This window comes from Cupriavidus sp. P-10 (assembly GCF_003402535.2).
Taxonomy (GTDB): Bacteria; Pseudomonadota; Gammaproteobacteria; order Burkholderiales; family Burkholderiaceae; genus Cupriavidus.
In genome coordinates, this window is the sequence record NZ_AP025171.1 from 1890333 (window position 1) to 1905741 (window position 15409).

At 67.7% G+C, this 15409-nt stretch carries 15 protein-coding genes; 8 read left to right on the top strand and 7 right to left on the bottom strand.

The features are described from left to right. Nucleotides 1-6 precede the first annotated feature (6 nt). The 6 genes from CTP10_RS25520 (at nt 7) to CTP10_RS25545 (ending at nt 6585) form a co-directional block, all read left to right on the top strand. Entirely contained in the window at nt 7-1191 is a 1185-nt protein-coding gene (locus tag CTP10_RS25520; RefSeq protein ID WP_116321488.1) for a DegT/DnrJ/EryC1/StrS family aminotransferase, read from the top strand. Next, nucleotides 1170-2165: a glycosyltransferase gene (locus CTP10_RS25525; protein WP_116321489.1), complete on the top strand. Its 996-nt coding sequence runs from the start codon at nt 1170-1172 to the stop codon at nt 2163-2165. The genes CTP10_RS25520 and CTP10_RS25525 overlap by 22 nt, the downstream gene beginning before the upstream one ends. After that, the gene (locus CTP10_RS25530; RefSeq protein ID WP_116321490.1) at nt 2165-3100 is read left to right on the top strand and encodes a formyltransferase; all 936 of its coding nucleotides are present in this window, start codon (nt 2165-2167) and stop codon (nt 3098-3100) included. Before CTP10_RS25525 ends, CTP10_RS25530 begins: the two co-directional genes overlap by 1 nt. Next, a complete protein-coding gene (locus CTP10_RS25535; protein ID WP_271815730.1) occupies nt 3097-4149 on the top strand; it encodes a bifunctional UDP-4-keto-pentose/UDP-xylose synthase in 1053 nt (350 codons plus the stop codon). Before CTP10_RS25530 ends, CTP10_RS25535 begins: the two co-directional genes overlap by 4 nt. Before the next feature lie 13 nt (nt 4150-4162). Then, nucleotides 4163-5068, top strand: a complete 906-nt coding sequence (locus tag CTP10_RS25540) for a polysaccharide deacetylase family protein (protein WP_116324085.1) — start codon at nt 4163-4165, stop codon at nt 5066-5068. A gap of 146 nt (nt 5069-5214) precedes the next feature. Beyond that, complete coding sequence (locus CTP10_RS25545) at nt 5215-6585, top strand: IS4 family transposase (RefSeq protein WP_271815731.1); 1371 nt, start codon at nt 5215-5217, stop codon at nt 6583-6585. A gap of 64 nt (nt 6586-6649) precedes the next feature. Here the strand turns inward: CTP10_RS25545 and CTP10_RS25550 are convergent, their stop codons facing one another. The 4 genes from CTP10_RS25550 to CTP10_RS25565 form a co-directional block, all read right to left on the bottom strand. Further along, nucleotides 6650-9019, bottom strand: coding sequence for a heavy metal translocating P-type ATPase (locus CTP10_RS25550; RefSeq protein WP_116321829.1), 2370 nt, complete (start codon nt 9017-9019; stop codon nt 6650-6652). 114 nt (nt 9020-9133) lie between these two features. After that, entirely contained in the window at nt 9134-9544 is a 411-nt protein-coding gene (locus tag CTP10_RS25555) for a VOC family protein (RefSeq protein ID WP_116321828.1), read from the bottom strand. A 120-nt stretch (nt 9545-9664) separates the two neighbouring features. Next, nucleotides 9665-11113 (bottom strand): heavy metal sensor histidine kinase, encoded by a 1449-nt coding sequence (locus CTP10_RS25560; RefSeq protein WP_116321827.1) that lies wholly within the window; start codon nt 11111-11113, stop codon nt 9665-9667. Beyond that, on the bottom strand, nt 11110-11811 hold the full coding sequence (locus CTP10_RS25565) for a heavy metal response regulator transcription factor (protein WP_116321826.1): 702 nt from the start codon (nt 11809-11811) through the stop codon (nt 11110-11112). The genes CTP10_RS25560 and CTP10_RS25565 overlap by 4 nt, the downstream gene beginning before the upstream one ends. Before the next feature lie 207 nt (nt 11812-12018). Here CTP10_RS25565 and CTP10_RS25570 point away from each other — a divergent pair, with 207 nt between their 5' ends. Further along, entirely contained in the window at nt 12019-12459 is a 441-nt protein-coding gene (locus CTP10_RS25570; RefSeq protein ID WP_199414662.1) for a hypothetical protein, read from the top strand. An 88-nt stretch (nt 12460-12547) separates the two neighbouring features. Here the strand turns inward: CTP10_RS25570 and CTP10_RS25575 are convergent, their stop codons facing one another. Beyond that, entirely contained in the window at nt 12548-12862 is a 315-nt protein-coding gene (locus CTP10_RS25575; RefSeq protein ID WP_116321825.1) for an H-NS family nucleoid-associated regulatory protein, read from the bottom strand. Nucleotides 12863-13145: 283 nt separating this feature from the next. Between CTP10_RS25575 and CTP10_RS25580 the strand changes: the two genes are divergently transcribed. Beyond that, nucleotides 13146-13421, top strand: coding sequence for a hydroxyquinol 1,2-dioxygenase (locus CTP10_RS25580; protein WP_116321824.1), 276 nt, complete (start codon nt 13146-13148; stop codon nt 13419-13421). A 28-nt stretch (nt 13422-13449) separates the two neighbouring features. On the opposite strand, the gene CTP10_RS25585 is transcribed toward CTP10_RS25580, so the two are convergent. Continuing rightward, on the bottom strand, nt 13450-14337 hold the full coding sequence (locus CTP10_RS25585) for a 3-keto-5-aminohexanoate cleavage protein (RefSeq protein WP_116321823.1): 888 nt from the start codon (nt 14335-14337) through the stop codon (nt 13450-13452). Beyond that, nucleotides 14334-15311: a 3-hydroxyacyl-CoA dehydrogenase family protein gene (locus tag CTP10_RS25590; RefSeq protein ID WP_116321822.1), complete on the bottom strand. Its 978-nt coding sequence runs from the start codon at nt 15309-15311 to the stop codon at nt 14334-14336. The genes CTP10_RS25585 and CTP10_RS25590 overlap by 4 nt, the downstream gene beginning before the upstream one ends. Between the last annotated feature and the right edge of the window lie 98 nt (nt 15312-15409).

The following is a 15409-nucleotide window of genomic DNA, read 5'->3' on the forward strand; positions in this document are numbered from 1 at the left end:
ACGCCCATGACTGCTTCCGCTGCCGCCAACCAGCCCGAATTCCTGCCTTTTGTCCGGCCCGAGATCGATGCCGCGGCCATTGCCGATGTCGGCAAGGTGCTGGCCTCCGGCTGGATCACCTCCGGGCCGAAAATGCAGGCCTTCGAGGCCGCGCTGTCGGACCTGTTCGGCGGGCGCCCCGTGCGCACCTTCGCCAACGGCTCGGCGACGATGGAAATCGCGCTGCGCATTGCGGATATCGGTCCCGGCGATGAAGTCATCACCACGCCGCTTACCTGGGTCGCCACCGCCAACGTGGTGGTCGCGGTCGGTGCGCGCCCGGTGTTCGTCGACATCGACCCGCGCACGCGCAACCTCGACCTGGACGCGGTCGAGGCCGCGATCACGCCGCGCACGCGCGCGATCATGCCGGTGTACCTGTCGGGCCTGCCGGTCGACATGGATCGCCTCTACGCGATCGCCCGCAAGCACGGCCTGCGCGTGATCGAAGACGCGGCGCAGGCGATCGACTCGCGCTGGCAGGGCCAGCGCATCGGCGCCATCGGCGACCTGGTCAGCTTCAGCTTCCAGGCCAACAAGAACATCACCACCATCGAGGGCGGCTGCCTGGTGATGAACACGCCGGAAGAAGCGGTGCGTGCCGAACGCCTGCGGCTGCAGGGCGTGATCCGCACCGGCATGGACGGCATGGACGTGGAAGAGCCGGGCGGCAAGTTCAACCTGACCGACGTCAATGCCGCGGTGGGCCTGGCGCAGCTTGCCAGGCTCGATGCCATTACCGCGCGCCGCGCCGAACTGGCCGAGGCCTACTTCCGCTGCGCTGCCGACCACGGGCTAGCCGGACTGGGCATCGAACTGCCGCAGCCGCTCGACGCGCAGGCAGCCACCACCAACTGGCACATGTTCCAGGTGGTGCTGCCGACCGGGCGCATCGAAGGCGGGCCGGCACAAGCGCGCCAGAAGGTCATGGAAGCCATGCGCGAGCGCGGCATCGGCACCGGCGTGCACTACCCGCCCATCCATCTTTTCACCTACTACCGCTCGCTTGGCTGGCGCGAAGGCATGCTGCCGCACGCCGAACGCATCGGGCGCGGCATCGTCACGCTGCCGCTGTTTCCCGCGATGCAAGCCACCGACGTCGAGCGGGTCTGCGCAACCCTCAGCGAAACATGCAAACGTCTCTCCAAATGAGCCCGGTCGAAGTTTCGGTCGTCATTCCGGTCTACAACGAAGAAGACGGGCTGCAAGCCCTGTTCGACCGCCTTTATCCGGCGCTGGATGGCCTTGGCGCCTCGTACGAAATCATCTTCATCAACGATGGCAGCGTCGACCGCTCGGCGGCGCTGCTGGCCGCGCAGTTCCACAAGCGCCCGGAAGTGACCCGGGTGGTGCTGTTCAACGGCAATTTCGGCCAGCACATGGCCATCCTGGCGGGCTTCGAGCATACCCGCGGCAAAATCGTGATCACGCTGGACGCAGACCTGCAGAACCCGCCGGAGGAAATCCCGCGCCTGGTCGACGCGATGCGCGCCGGCCACGACTACGTCGGCACCATCCGCCGCCAGCGCAACGACACGGCGTTCCGCCGCTACGCGTCGCGCGCGATGAACCGGTTGCGCGAGCGCATCACCAAGATCCGCATGACGGACCAGGGCTGCATGCTGCGCGCCTATGACCGCAACGTGATCGACACCATCAACGCCTGCCGCGAGGTCAACACCTTTATCCCGGCGCTGGCCTACACCTTCGCTTCGAATCCCATCGAGATCGAGGTCGGCCACGAGCCGCGCCATGCGGGCGAATCGAAGTATTCGCTGTACCAGCTGATCCGCCTGAATTTCGACCTGGTGACCGGCTTCTCGATCGTGCCGCTGCAGTGGTTCTCGGCAATCGGCACGATCCTGTCGCTGTTCTCCGGCGTGCTGTTCGTGATGCTGCTGCTGCGCCGCTTTGTACTGGGCTCGGAAGTGCAGGGTGTGTTCACGCTGTTCGCCATGAACTTCTTCCTGATCGGCATCCTGCTGTTTGGCGTGGGCCTGCTGGGCGAGTACGTCGGCCGCATCTACCAGGAAGTGCGCGGCCGCCCGCGCTACCGCATCCAGGCGGTGCTGGAAAAAGCTGGCCCGGCTCACGCCGCACCGGCCCGCACGGGCCTGGAGCCATGATGCGCGCCGTCGTCTTTGGCTACCACAATGTCGGCGACCGCTGCCTGCGCGTGCTCCATGCGCGCGGCGTGGAAGTGGCGCTGGTCATCACGCACCGCGACCGTGCCGACGAGAACATCTGGTTCCGCCGTGTTGCGGACACCGCCGCGGAGCTGGGCCTTCCTGTTATCTACGGCGAGGACCCTGCCGATCCCGCGGTCGCGCAGGCAGTGCGCGATGCGCGTCCGGACGTGATCTTTTCCTTCTACTATCGCGCGATGATTCCGCCGGCGGTGCTGGCGCTGGCCCCTGGCGGCGCCTTCAACATGCACGGCTCGCTGCTGCCGAAGTATCGCGGCCGCGTGCCGGTGAACTGGGCGGTACTGCACGGCGAGACCGAGACCGGCGCCACGCTGCATGCGATGGAGGCCAGGCCCGACGCCGGCTATATCGTCGACCAGACCTCGGTGCCGATCCTGCCGGACGACACCGCCGGCGAAGTCTTTGAAAAGGTCACGGTGGCCGCCGAGCAGACCCTGTGGCGCGCGTTGCCGGCGATGCTCGCCGGGCAGACGCCGCAACGTCCCAACTTGCTCGCCGAAGGCAGCTATTTTTCCGGGCGCAAGCCGGAAGACGGCCGCATCGACTGGAGCCAGCCGGCCGCCACTGTCTACAACCTGATCCGCGCGGTCGCGCCGCCCTATCCCGGCGCGTTCACCGAGGTGGCCGGAGAGCGCTTTGTCGTGGCGCAGGCGCGCCGCCTTCAGGCTGGCCCCGCGAACGCCGCCTGCGGGTTGCCGCCCGGCCTGCACGTGCATGACGGCAAGATCGTGGGCCTGTGCGGAGATGGCGGCATGGTGCTCGTGACCGGATTGCTGGCGCATGACGGATCGCCCGTCACGCCCGATGCCTTTTTCCAGATTCTCAAAAAACAAACCAACGAGGAAAACCGATGAAAAAGGTCCTGATTCTCGGCGTCAACGGCTTCATCGGCCATCACCTGACGCGCCGCATCCTGGAAACCACGCCGTGGGAGGTCTACGGCATGGACATGAACACGGACCGCCTCGGTGACCTCGTCGACCACCCTCGCATGCACTTCTTTGAAGGTGACATCACCATCAACAAGGAGTGGATCGAGTACAACATCCGCAAGTGCGATGTGGTGCTGCCGCTGGTCGCCATCGCCACGCCGGCCACCTACGTGCGCCAGCCGCTGCGCGTGTTCGAGCTGGATTTCGAGGCCAACCTGCCGATCGTGCGCGCCGCGGTCAAGTACGGCAAGCACCTGGTGTTCCCGTCGACCTCCGAGGTCTACGGCATGTGCAGCGATGAGGAGTTTGACCCGGAAGCCTCGCCGCTGGTCTACGGCCCGATCAACAAGCCGCGCTGGATCTACGCCTGCTCCAAGCAGCTGATGGACCGCGTGATCCACGCCTACGGCATGGAGCAAGGCCTGAACTACACGCTGTTCCGGCCCTTCAACTGGATCGGCGCGGGTCTGGACTCGATCTTCGAATCGAAGGAAGGTTCATCGCGCGTGGTGACGCAGTTCCTCGGCCATATCGTGCGCGGCGAGCCGATCAAGCTGGTCGACGGCGGCGCGCAGCAGCGTGCGTTCGCCGATATCTCGGACGGCATCAGCGCGCTGATGCGCATCATCGAGAACCCCAACGGCATCGCCAGCGGCAAGATCTTCAATATCGGCAATCCGGCCAACATCCACTCGGTGCGCGAGCTGGCCGAGATGATGCTGAAGATGGCGGGGGACTATCCCGAATACGCCGAGGAGGCGCGCAAGACCCAGATCGTCGAGACCTCGTCGGGCGACTTCTACGGCAAGGGCTACCAGGATGTGCAGCACCGCGTGCCGAAGATCGACAACACCATCGACGAGCTGAGCTGGAAACCCGAGGTGAACATGGAAGCATCGCTGCGCCGCATCTTCGAGGCCTATCGCGGCAAGGTGGTCGAAGCCCGCACGCTGGTCGACTCGGCCAACTGAGCGCGCACCGCAGATGGCACGCATTGCCCTCAAGGTCGACGTCGACACGCTGCGCGGCACGCGCGAAGGCGTGCCGAAACTGCTGTCGATGCTGGCCGCCGCGCAGGCACAGGCCACGTTCCTGTTCAGCCTCGGGCCCGACCATACCGGCTGGGCGCTGCGGCGCGTGTTCCGGCCCGGCTTCCTGAAAAAGGTGTCGCGGACCTCGGTGGTGTCCAACTACGGATTGCGCACGCTGATGTACGGCGTGCTGTTGCCGGGCCCGGACATCGGGCGCAAGGGCGCGGCGGAAATGCGGGCGGCCCGCGCCGCCGGCCACGAGTGCGGCATCCACACCTGGGACCACGTCTACTGGCAGGACAACGTGCGCGAGCGCGATGCGGCATGGACCCGGCGCCAGATGCAGCAGGCCTTTGCGCGCTACACCGAGGTCTTCGGTGAGCCGCCTGCGACCCACGGCGCCGCCGGCTGGCAGATGAACGAGGATGCGTTCCGGCAGATCGACGACTGGGGCATGGCCTATGCGTCTGACGGGCGCGGCACGGCGCCTTATATCCCCACCATCGACGGCGTGCCGTGCCGCCACGTGCAGATGCCAACCACGCTGCCGACGCTGGACGAACTGATCGGCACCGACGGGCTGACCGAAGACAATGTCCATACCGCGCTGCTGAAGCTGACCGAAGGCCCGGGCGACCATGTCTTCACGCTGCATACCGAGCTGGAAGGCGGGAAGCTTGCGCCGGTGTTCGAGCGACTGCTGGCGGGATGGCGCGCGCAAGGGCACGAACTGGTGTCGATGGCGGCGTGGTATCGGGGGCTGGAGCGGAGCGGGTTGCCGCAGTTGCCGGTGACCTGGGGGGAGATTCCGGGGCGCAGCGGGGAGTTGATTATTCAGCCCCAAGTGGTATCGCGCTGAGCCCCAGCGAACGCCGTCGGAACCAGGCTCCCCTCTCCCGCCTGCGCTTACCTTTACCCACATCTCGATAGGAGAGGTTGTAAACCGGATTGGACGGTGTTAACTTCAGGCGAAGTTGTTAATCATTGGTGGCGACTTTGCCTGATATGGAAGACCTAGAAGACTGGGCCGGCGACGAATTCGGTGGCGCACAATTGGGCGATGCGCGTCGCACGCAGCGCCTTGTGGCATTGGCGCGCGGACTGGCGCAAAAAGCCCATGTTTCGTTCCCGCAGGCCTTGAGTGGTGCCCAACTCAAGGCGGCATATCGCTTCTTTGATAATGAGGCGGTCGACCCGGACGGAATCCTGGCGAGCCACGTCACGCAAACCGTGGGTCGCATGCAGCAGGTACCTGCCGTATTGGCGGTGCAGGACACCACGGAATTCAATCTGGCAAATTTGCCCGCGACTGAGAGGCTTGGTCACGGCACGGGCGGCAATTTGCACGGATTCATGTTGCACAGCGTGCTGGCGGTGACGCCTGAGGGCCTGCCACTGGGCGTGTTGAGCATGAAGACGTGGGTGCGTGCGCCGCAAGCATCGGGCAAGGCCGGGCAGCGCCGGGCGCTGTCCATTCGTGACAAGGAAAGCGTGAAGTGGCTGGAGGGGCTGGAATGCCTTGAGCCGCTCAAGATGCAGTGTCCGGACACGCACCTTGTTGCCGTCAGCGATCGCGAGGGCGATGTGTACGACGTGTTCCTGGCGCCGCGCCCAGCGGGGGTGGACTGGTTGGTGCGGGCCGCCTGGAATCGAGGCGTGGACCACCCAGAGAAGTATCTGTGGGAGACGGTTGCTGCGGCTCCTGTACTTGGAGAGACCGTATTGCACGTGCCCAGGAGCGGCGCCAGGCAGGCGCGTAGCGCCCGACTGGCTTTGCGTTGTGTGCCCGTCCAACTGCGACCACCGCGCAGCCGCGGTGCAGAGGATCTACCGAGTCTCGAAGTGTTTGCCATTCACGCGCTGGAGATCGAGCCGCCCCAAGGCGTTGAGCCGCTCGAATGGATGTTGCTCAGTTCGATGCCCACCCAAACGCTGGAAGATGTGCTCGAGCGGCTGAGCTGGTATGCCCGGCGCTGGACCATTGAATCCTGGCATCGTGTCCTGAAAAGTGGCTGCCAGATCGAAGCCCGGCAGTTCGGGACGCTGGAGCGGTTCCTGCGGGCCACGGCGCTGTTCGCCGTGATCGGCTGGCGCATTATGTACGCGACCATGCTGGGCCGGCTCGAAGCCGATATCCCTTGCTCGGTGCTACTGCAACCGCTCGAATGGCGGGCCTTGTACTGCCGCACGCACGGCACAACCAAGCCACCGGAAGAGGCGCCAAAACTCAGCGACGCGGTCCTTTGGATCGCCAAGCTCGGTGGCTACCTGGGTCGCAAAAACGACGATCCCCCGGGAGCCACCGTCCTCTGGCGCGGCTTCCTCGCCCTGCACGAAATCACCGAAATGTATCGGATCTTCCAGAAAGACGAGTAAGCCGCCAGAAGTTGTGGGTAAAGCTCAGCGCCTGCGGGAGAGGGGAGCAAACCCGCGGGAGCACTTAGTCCCTGCTGCTGGCTGCCCCCACCCGCAGCCCATTGAACACCACCAGCAAGCTCGCGCCCATATCGGCGAACACCGCCATCCACATCGTCCCCATCCCCATCACCGTCAGCGCCAGGAACACCGCCTTGATGCCCAGCGCGAGCGTGATGTTCTGCACCAGGATGCGCGAAGTGCGGCGTGACAAGCGGACGAATTCAGGGATCTTGCGCAGATCGTCGTCCATCAGCGCCACGTCGGCCGTCTCGATGGCAGTGTCGGTGCCGGCCGCGCCCATGGCGAATCCAATATCGGCACGCGCCAGCGCCGGCGCGTCGTTGATGCCGTCGCCGACCATGCCGATGCGGCCACCGCGCGCGTGCGCGGCGTCGGCCAGCGCGGCGATGCCGTCGGCCTTGTCCTGCGGCAGCTGGTTGCCGCGCGCCTCGTCGATGCCGACCTCTGCCGCAATGGCCTGCGCGGTATGCGGATTGTCGCCCGACAGCATCAGCGTCTTCACGCCGAGCGCATGCAGTTCGGCAAGCGCCTGCCGGCTGGTCTGGCGCACGGTGTCGGCCACCGCAAAGAGCGCCAGCGCGGTGGCGGCGCCGTTGTCTTCGACGCGCGCCAGCAGCACCACGGTCTTGCCTTCGCGCTCGATCGCTTCCAGACGTGCCTCCAGCGCCGGCGAGCAGGCGCCCAGGTCATGCACCAGCCGGTGGTTGCCGAGCTGGTACTCCACGCCCTGCACCTTGCCGCGCGTGCCGCGCCCGGGGAGCGCCTCGAAATCGTCCACCGGCATCGTTGCGATGCCCTCCCCGGCCGCCGCGGCGGCGACCGCGCGCGACACCGGGTGGTCCGAGCGCGCAGCCAGGCTGGCCGCAATCGCGCGCGCCTGCAGCGGCGCGTCGCCCAGCAGCGCGTGGTCGGTCTGCACCGGCTTGCCGTGCGTGATCGTGCCGGTCTTGTCCAGCGCCACCCAGGCCAGGTGCCGGCCCTGCTCCAGGTAGACCCCGCCCTTGACCAGGATGCCCCGGCGCGCGGCGGCGGCCAGGCCGCTGACGATGGTCACTGGTGTGGAGATGACCAGCGCGCACGGGCAGGCAATCACCAGCAGCACCAGCGCCTTGTAGATCCAGTCGGCCCAGCCTCCGCCCGCCAGCAGCGGCGGCACCACCGCGACGGCCAGCGCGATCGCGAACACGGTGGGGGTATAGATGCGCGCAAACTGGTCGACAAAGCGTTGCGTCGGCGCGCGGCTGCCCTGCGCGGCTTCCACGGCGTGGATGATGCGCGCCAGCGTGGAGTCACTGGCGGGCGCGGTGACGGCGTATTCCAGCTCGCCCGACTGGTTGATCGAGCCGGCGAAGAGCGGATCTCCCTCGGCCTTGTCGACCGGCACGCTTTCGCCGGTGATGGGCGCCTGGTCCAGCGCGGACTGGCCGCGCACGACCTTGCCGTCCAGCGCCACGCGCTCGCCGGGGCGCAGCCGCACCAGCGCGCCAACGGCCACGCTGGCCGCCGACACCGTTTCCCAGCTGCCATCGTCGCGGCGCACCGTCGCCTGCTCCGGCGCCATCGCCATCAGCCCGCGGATCGCATTGCGCGCGCGGTCCAGCGAGGCGGCCTCGATGCGCTCGGCCAGCGCGAACAGCACCATCACCATCGCCGCTTCGGGCCACTGGCGCAGCAGCAGCGCGCCGGTGACGGCGATGCTCATCAACGCATTGATATTGAGGTTGCCGTTGCGCAGCGCGATCCAGCCCTTGCGGTAAGTGGTCAGGCCGCCCAGAGCCACCGCCGCCAGCGCCAGCGCGGCCGGCAGCCACGGCAGGCCGAGCGCCAGCCATTCGGTCACCTCCGCGCCGACCGCGGCCACGCCGGCCAGCGCCAGCGGCCACCACGGCTTGCGCGCGGTGGTCTCCGGCAGCACCTCCTGCGCGGCCCCGGCGTCGAGCGGCACCGCCTGCATGCCGAGACTGCGGATAGCCGCGACCACCGGCTCCGGCGATGCCAGCGTGTGGTGGACCGTCAGGATCCGCTGGATCAGGTTGAACTCCAGCGCCGCCACGCCGGCCATATTGCCCAGCTTGTTGCGGATCAGGGATTCCTCGGTCGGGCAGTCCATCGCGTCGATGCGATAGGCGGCGCTGCGGGCGCCGGCCGGTACCTCGACCGGCGCGGCTGTCGCGGGCGGTGTCAGGGCGATCGTCGACGCGCAGCCGCCACCGCAGCAGGCGGGCGCCGTGGCGGCCGGAGCCGCGTGCGCGTGTCCGTGCCCATGGCCGTGATCGTGATCGTGGCCATGCTCATGGCGGTGTGCGGAGTGATCGTGCCCCGGGCCGGAATGATCCCGGGGCAGTGCGTCTTCAGGTGACGTGCGAGCCATTTCTTGTTGTTCGCGCTGGTTTAACCTGATGACATTGAAGACCCTGTAGCGGCTACAGAGTCAAGCGCGCCAAGGCGCGCAGGGGGCGCGCAAGTGCTCGCCTCAATGCTCGCCTCAGTGCTCGCAATTGACCATCCACGACATGCCGAATCGGTCGACGAGCATGCCAAAGCCTTCGGCCCAGAAGGTCTTCTGGTACGGCACCACCACCTGCCCGCCCTCGGCAAGCCCGTTGAAGATGCGCTCGCCCTCTTCCTTGCTGACCGCGCCGACCGACAGGCTGAAGCCGCTGAAGGCCGGGCGCTCACCCGGGCGGCCATCGGAAGCCATCAGCTGGGTCTCGCCGAACTGGATATTGGCGTGCATTACCTTGTCCTTCCAGTCTTCCGGGATCTGCATGCCCTGGTCCGGCGGCGCCTCCTTGTAGCGCATCGCGAATGTCACCTGCGCGCCCAGCACCTTGCTGTAGAACGCCACCGCTTCGTCGAAGCGGCCGCCAAAATCCAGATAGGGTTGCACCTGCATGTCACTCTCCTTGTGGGTTGCCATCCTGGTTGCCTACCGATGCGCCGGCCGGGGTTGCCGCTGCCGGCACGCGCGCCATTATGCGCGCGTGCCGGGCGCATGCAAGCGCAGCGGGCCGCCTCAGGCCACCGTGGCAGGAGCCTGCGCCGCAGCCGCCGCGCCTTCCGCCGGGAATTGCAGCGAGAACACCGTTTCGCCGTCGACGCTGCGCACGGTCACGCTGCCGCCATGCAGCCGCATGATGGTGTCGACGATCGCCAGCCCGAGACCGGTCGAGGTGGCAGAATTGCGGCGCGACGGGTCGGCGCGGTAGAAGCGACCGAAGATATGCGGCAGCGTTTCCGGCGGGATCGCCGGGCCCGCATTGCTGACGCGGATGCAGGTGGTGGCGCCTTCCGGCGCGGGGACGCGCGTGGCATCCACCTGCACCGTGCTGCCCGCGGGCGCGTGGCGCAGCGCGTTGTCGAGCAGGTTGGTGACGGCGCGCCGCAGCAGCGTCTGGTCGGCCTGCACCGGCGCGTGTCCGCTAACCGCCAGCGCGACGTCGCGGTCGGCCGCAACCGCCTCGAAATACTCGGCCATCTTGTCGAGCTCTTCACGCGCGTCCAGCGTGCGCACGCCCAGGGCCACCTGCGCATGGTCGGCACGCGCCAGGAACAGCATGTTCTCGATCATGCGCGCCAGCCGCTCGTACTCTTCCAGGTTCGATTCAAGCAGCGTCTCGTATTCCGCCACGCCGCGGCTTTGCGCCAGCGTCACCTGGGTCTGGCCGATCAGGTTGCTGATGGGCGTGCGGAAATCGTGCGCCAGGTCGGCCGAGAATTCGGACAGCCGCGAAAAGCTGTCCTGCAGCCGCGCCAGCATGTCGTTGAGCGCGGCTGCCAGCTCGCGCAGCTCGGCGGGCGCGCTGCCCACATCGAGCCGCGTGGCGAGCCGGCTGGTGGTCACCGCGGCCGCATCCGTTGCCATGCGCCGCAGCGGCCGCAGTCCGCGTCGCGCCAGCACGAAACCGAGACCGGCGGCCACCGCCGCGCCGCATAGCGTCGCCCACAGCAAGCGGTAGCGGTATTCGCGGATCAGCGCCACGCGGTAGCCGGCATCGCGCAGCACCACGATCTCGACCGCCTTGTCGGAATCGCCCAGCTGGCCCAGCGCGGCAATGCCGCGCGAAGGCACGCCATTGCGCGGATGCCAGGTCTGCAGCATGTCTTTCTCGGGCTGCGTGGTGGCCGGCAGCACCCGCAGCGGCGGCACGGATTCATTGCGCGGGTTGAGCGTGACCAGCGGCTCGCCCTGGCGCGAGCGCACCACCAGGATCAGCCCTTCATGGCCCATGGCGATATCGGCGAAGCGGTGCGTATCGGCGCGGATCTCGGCCTCGCTGCGCACTTCGCGCAACAGGTGGCGTACCAGCAGCACTTCCCCCACCAGCTCGCTTTCATCGCGGCTTTCGAGCTGCGCGGACAGCGCGCTGGACAGGTAGGCGGCCACGCCGACCAGGATCACGGCCGTGGCCAGCCCGTACGCCAGCGCCAGCCGCGTGGTGATGGACGACGGCAGCCGCATCATGCCTCGGCCGGCCGGTAGCCATCGCTGTCCTCGCCATCGTCGAGCACATAGCCCATGCCGCGTCGGGTGTGGATCAGCTTGCGCGGGAAGGGGTCGTCGACCTTGGCGCGCAGGCGCCGGATCGAGACATCGACCACATTGGTATTGCTGTCGAAATTGACATCCCATACCTGCGAAGCGATCAGCGAGCGCGACAACACCTCGCCGCGGCGGCGCGCCAGCAGGTACAGCAGAGCAAACTCCTTGGAGGTCAGGTCGATCTTCTGGCCGGCGCGCACCACGCGGCGGCGGATGGCATCGATCTGCAGGTCGGCCACTTCGATGAATTCGCTTTCGCGCAGCGGTCCGCGGCGCAGGATGGTGCGGATGCGCAGCACCAGTTCCGCGAACGCGAACGGCTTGACCATGTAGTCGTCGGCGCCCAGCTCCAGCCCCTTGAGGCGGTCGGACAGCTCGTCGCGCGCGGTCAGGAACAGCACCGGCGTGTCGCGCTCGCGGCGCAGCTCGCGCAGTACCTGCCAGCCGTCGAGGTTCGGCAGCATGACGTCCAGCACGATCAGGTCATAGGGATGCTCGCGTGCGTGGGCCAGGCCGTCGACGCCGTCGCGCGCCAGGTCCACCACGAAGCCGGATTCGGTGAGGCCCTTGAGCAGGTAATCGCCCGCCTTGGGTTCGTCCTCGACAATCAGGATACGCATGTGTCAGTCACTTTCCGGCGGCACCAGTGCCGCCATGGCGTAACGCTAGCCGAGGATGGCCGAAAATGGTCAAAGATTTCAGAAATGTCATCGGAAACGCGGCATTTATCGGGTAATTGCCAGTAAAATGCGCGTTGACCGCCGACCCTCCCCGATGGTTCCCCTGCGCACACGCGCTTTCCCGTCCGCTTTGCCTTCGCCCGCCTGATGAAACGCCTGCCGCGCCTGCCGAATTCCCTGCTGCTGTCGCTTGCCCTGATCGCGCTGCCCCTGTCCGGCGCCGCCGCGGCCGTGACGACCGTATGCAGCGCGGTGCAGGCCGCGGGATTGTCGCTGCCGGAACGGCATGTGGCGGCCAAGATGGAAGCCGAAGCGGCACTGGGCGGTGGCGGCGATGGCAGCTGCCGCGGTGCTGCCGTGCAGGTGATGGTCGAACCCGGCGGGCACGGCGCGCCGCTGCAACTGCAGGACGCCGGCTCGCCCCAGCCATCGGAAGACGACGCCGCGACGCTGCCCGCCCCGCCTGCCGCCGCAATGGGCGAGCTGCCGGAACTGCCGCCCGAGGTGATGGCCCACTGGGCGCATGTGGCGCCGATGGCAACGCCGGCCGTAATCAACGACCTGCTGCATTTCGCCACGCGCTGCTGACGCGCTGGCCGCGCCGCATCGCGCGCGGCGTTCCTGTTTTCTCCCCGATTTGACTGCCACGCAGCGCCACTGGCGCTGCGCATGCGGCCTATTCGACGCGGAAAAAATCGATCGACTGCCCCGCGTTGACCGCGCGCTGCAGCCAGTCGGGGTATTCGCCCTCGCCATCCCAGCTCTGCCCCATGGCATTGCGGTAGAGCGGGCGCGGTGCGCCATTGGTTTTGGCGCGGACAACATCGGCGCCGGCCTCGGGCGCGGCCTTAACTGGAGATTCCACTGCAGGCGCCGGAACGTTGTCAAAGCATCCCGCGGCGACCAGGTCGTCAAGCGTCAATGCATGACGATCCATTTGCTCGTGGATCCAGGCCACCGCAGCGAGTTTGGCTGAATCAGACTCGGACATGACTATCGTGAGAGGCCCGCTGCATTTCCGCGGGCAATGAAGACCGGCGATGGAACCGCGGGCCGGTCGGATAGCCATGATTCTACAACCTTTGCCGGCGCTGCCGCGATTTGCGCGTACGGCGCAGTGCATTTCCTCGAAATTGCCATGCGCTTGCCGAGCAGGAAAATGCTGCATGACGGCAATGTCATGTAGGCGTCATGCTGGCGTGGATGGCGAGTGCCTAGACTTCTCTCTACCGCCGCTCCACCCCGGGGCCGGCACTCTTATGGAGAAGCGATCCATGCAAGCACTCAGGCAAGTCTTTGTCGCCACCGCTTTGGTTGCGACCGTGGTCGGCACCGCGCAAGCTGCACCGCGCAGCGTCGATCCGTTCAGCGACGGCGCACGCAGCGTCCACGGCACGCGCAGTTCGTTCACCGACGGCGCACACACGGCCACCGGCACCCGCAGCAGCTTTACCGACGGCGCGCACACCGCCACCGGCCCGCGCAGCACGTTCACCGACGGCGCGCACAACCCGAACGGCCCGCGCGACAGCTTCAGCGACGGAGCCTGATTCCCGCCGCCCGCCACGCGGGATTGCATCAGCGCACCGCGCCGTAGATACGGCGCGCATCCGCGGCGTCGGCGATCGGCCGGCCCAGCGTGAGCCCGCCCTGCACGGCCTGCGCCACCAGCGCGGCGTTGCCGGGCGCGCGGCTGCCATCGCGCAGCAGCAGGTTGTTCTCGAAGCCCACCCGCACATGGCCGCCAAACGCGGCGGCCGCGGTCACGCAGGCATTCTCTTCGCGGCCGAAGGCACAGATCGCCCACGGCAGCGCATCCTCGCTTTCCGCGGCCACCTGCAGGAACGGCAGCAGGTCGTGCGGCGATGAAACCTGCCCCGCCGAATAGCGCCCCAGCACATACAGCAGCGACCACGCCCCCGCCGGCACCAGCCCGCGCTCACGCAGCGCATGCCAGCGCCGCACGTCGGCCGCGTCGTACAGGATGACCTGCGTCATCACGCGTTCGCGCGCCAGCCAGGCAAAGAACGCGGCCAGCTCGCTTTCCGGGATCTCCGGCACGGCCACTTCACGCAGGCCCACCGACACGGCTTCGGGCCGCAGTTCGCGCACCATCGCCATCTGTGCGGGTGCCTTGTACACGCCGGCGGCTTCGCTGGTCACCTGCACCAGCAACGAATCGCCGACAGCCTGCTTCACGGCGGCCAGCGCATCGCGGTAGGCCTGCGCGTCGAGCGAATGGCGGCCCTGCGCGTCACGCACATGCATATGCATCATGGCTGCGCCGGCATCGACACAGGCGCGCGCTTCCTGCGCCAGCGCCGCGGCGGTCAGCGGTACGGCGGGATGGTCGGCGGCCTGCTTGTAGGCGCCGTTGGGCGCGACCGTGACGATCAGCGGCGAATCGGCCAGCGCCACGCGGGCGGCGGCCGAAGGTGTCGAGGCGGACGGGTTGGCTTGGGTCATGGCTGGATCTCGGGCAATTCAGGGGCGATCAGGTCAAGGCCGGCGCGCAGCAGGCGGTCGTAGCGCGCGCGCTCGGCGGCAATGGCTTCGGGGCTCCAGACATAGAAGCCCTCGCCGCGCTTCATGCCGTGGCGGCCGTCGGCGGCGCGCTCGGCCAGGCAACGCGCCGGATGGTCGTCGTTGCAGAAACTCGGGTACATGGTGGCACCGGCGGCGGCATGCACGTCGATGCCGGCATGGTCGCGCTGCAGCACCGGGCCCGCGGCCAGGAAGCGGAAGCCGAAGCCAAAGCGCACCGCCGCATCCACGTCCTCGGGCGAGGCAATGCCGCGGTCGATCAGGCTGAAGGCCTCGCGCGACAGCGCGTGCTGCAGGCGGTTGGCGAGGAAGCCCGGCAGGTCCTTGCGCACTTTCACCGGCACCATCGCGCAGCGGCGCATGAACGCGATCAGGGCGTCGGCGCAGGCTTCGTCGCTGTCCTCGCCCATCACCACTTCGACCAGCGGCACCAGGTGAGCCGGCATGAAGAAATGCAGGCCGAGCATGCGCTCGCGCGTATCCAGCCCGGCGCCGATCGCGCTGATCGGGAAGCTGGAGCTGTTGCTGGCGAGCACCGTGTCCGGCCGCGCGCGCCGGACCAGTTTGGCGAACAGTTGCTGCTTGGATTCCAGCCGCTCGGGGATGCATTCGATCACAAGGTCGACCGTGGCCCAGTCGACTTCGTCGAGCGAGGCGGCCACGGACAGGCCGCCGGCGCCTTCGGCGCGGCCAATGGTGGCCAGGTTGTCGCGCACCCGCTCGGGCAGCGCGGCGCCGCGCGTGGCGTCGGGCTCGATCACGGTGGTGCGGCACAGGGCACGGGTCAGCACCACGGCGACATCGGCGCCCATGGTGCCGCCGCCCACCACCACCGCATGGGCGGCGCCAGGGCGGCCCGGCAGGCTGGCGGTGACCGGTTCGGTCGGATTCGGCATAGGTTCTCCGGGGAAATCCTGCGGGATGGATGGGCTGCCCGGCGGCCACAGTTGCGCGCCGGACAACGGAATCCCGGCAGTGTAGAGAACTCGCTTTG

What these genes read in the sequence shown, in the direction of transcription:
- CTP10_RS25520 (WP_116321488.1), top strand. Translation starts at nt 7, where the DNA reads ATGACTGCTTCCGCTGCCGCCAACCAGCCCGAATTCCTGCCTTTTGTC.
- CTP10_RS25525 (WP_116321489.1), top strand. Translation starts at nt 1,170, where the DNA reads ATGCAAACGTCTCTCCAAATGAGCCCGGTCGAAGTTTCGGTCGTCATT.
- CTP10_RS25530 (WP_116321490.1), top strand. Translation starts at nt 2,165, where the DNA reads ATGCGCGCCGTCGTCTTTGGCTACCACAATGTCGGCGACCGCTGCCTG.
- CTP10_RS25535 (WP_271815730.1), top strand. Translation starts at nt 3,097, where the DNA reads ATGAAAAAGGTCCTGATTCTCGGCGTCAACGGCTTCATCGGCCATCAC.
- CTP10_RS25540 (WP_116324085.1), top strand. Translation starts at nt 4,163, where the DNA reads ATGGCACGCATTGCCCTCAAGGTCGACGTCGACACGCTGCGCGGCACG.
- CTP10_RS25545 (WP_271815731.1), top strand. Translation starts at nt 5,215, where the DNA reads ATGGAAGACCTAGAAGACTGGGCCGGCGACGAATTCGGTGGCGCACAA.
- CTP10_RS25550 (WP_116321829.1), bottom strand. Translation starts at nt 9,019, where the DNA reads ATGGCTCGCACGTCACCTGAAGACGCACTGCCCCGGGATCATTCCGGC.
- CTP10_RS25555 (WP_116321828.1), bottom strand. Translation starts at nt 9,544, where the DNA reads ATGCAGGTGCAACCCTATCTGGATTTTGGCGGCCGCTTCGACGAAGCG.
- CTP10_RS25560 (WP_116321827.1), bottom strand. Translation starts at nt 11,113, where the DNA reads ATGATGCGGCTGCCGTCGTCCATCACCACGCGGCTGGCGCTGGCGTAC.
- CTP10_RS25565 (WP_116321826.1), bottom strand. Translation starts at nt 11,811, where the DNA reads ATGCGTATCCTGATTGTCGAGGACGAACCCAAGGCGGGCGATTACCTG.
- CTP10_RS25570 (WP_199414662.1), top strand. Translation starts at nt 12,019, where the DNA reads ATGAAACGCCTGCCGCGCCTGCCGAATTCCCTGCTGCTGTCGCTTGCC.
- CTP10_RS25575 (WP_116321825.1), bottom strand. Translation starts at nt 12,862, where the DNA reads ATGTCCGAGTCTGATTCAGCCAAACTCGCTGCGGTGGCCTGGATCCAC.
- CTP10_RS25580 (WP_116321824.1), top strand. Translation starts at nt 13,146, where the DNA reads ATGCAAGCACTCAGGCAAGTCTTTGTCGCCACCGCTTTGGTTGCGACC.
- CTP10_RS25585 (WP_116321823.1), bottom strand. Translation starts at nt 14,337, where the DNA reads ATGACCCAAGCCAACCCGTCCGCCTCGACACCTTCGGCCGCCGCCCGC.
- CTP10_RS25590 (WP_116321822.1), bottom strand. Translation starts at nt 15,311, where the DNA reads ATGCCGAATCCGACCGAACCGGTCACCGCCAGCCTGCCGGGCCGCCCT.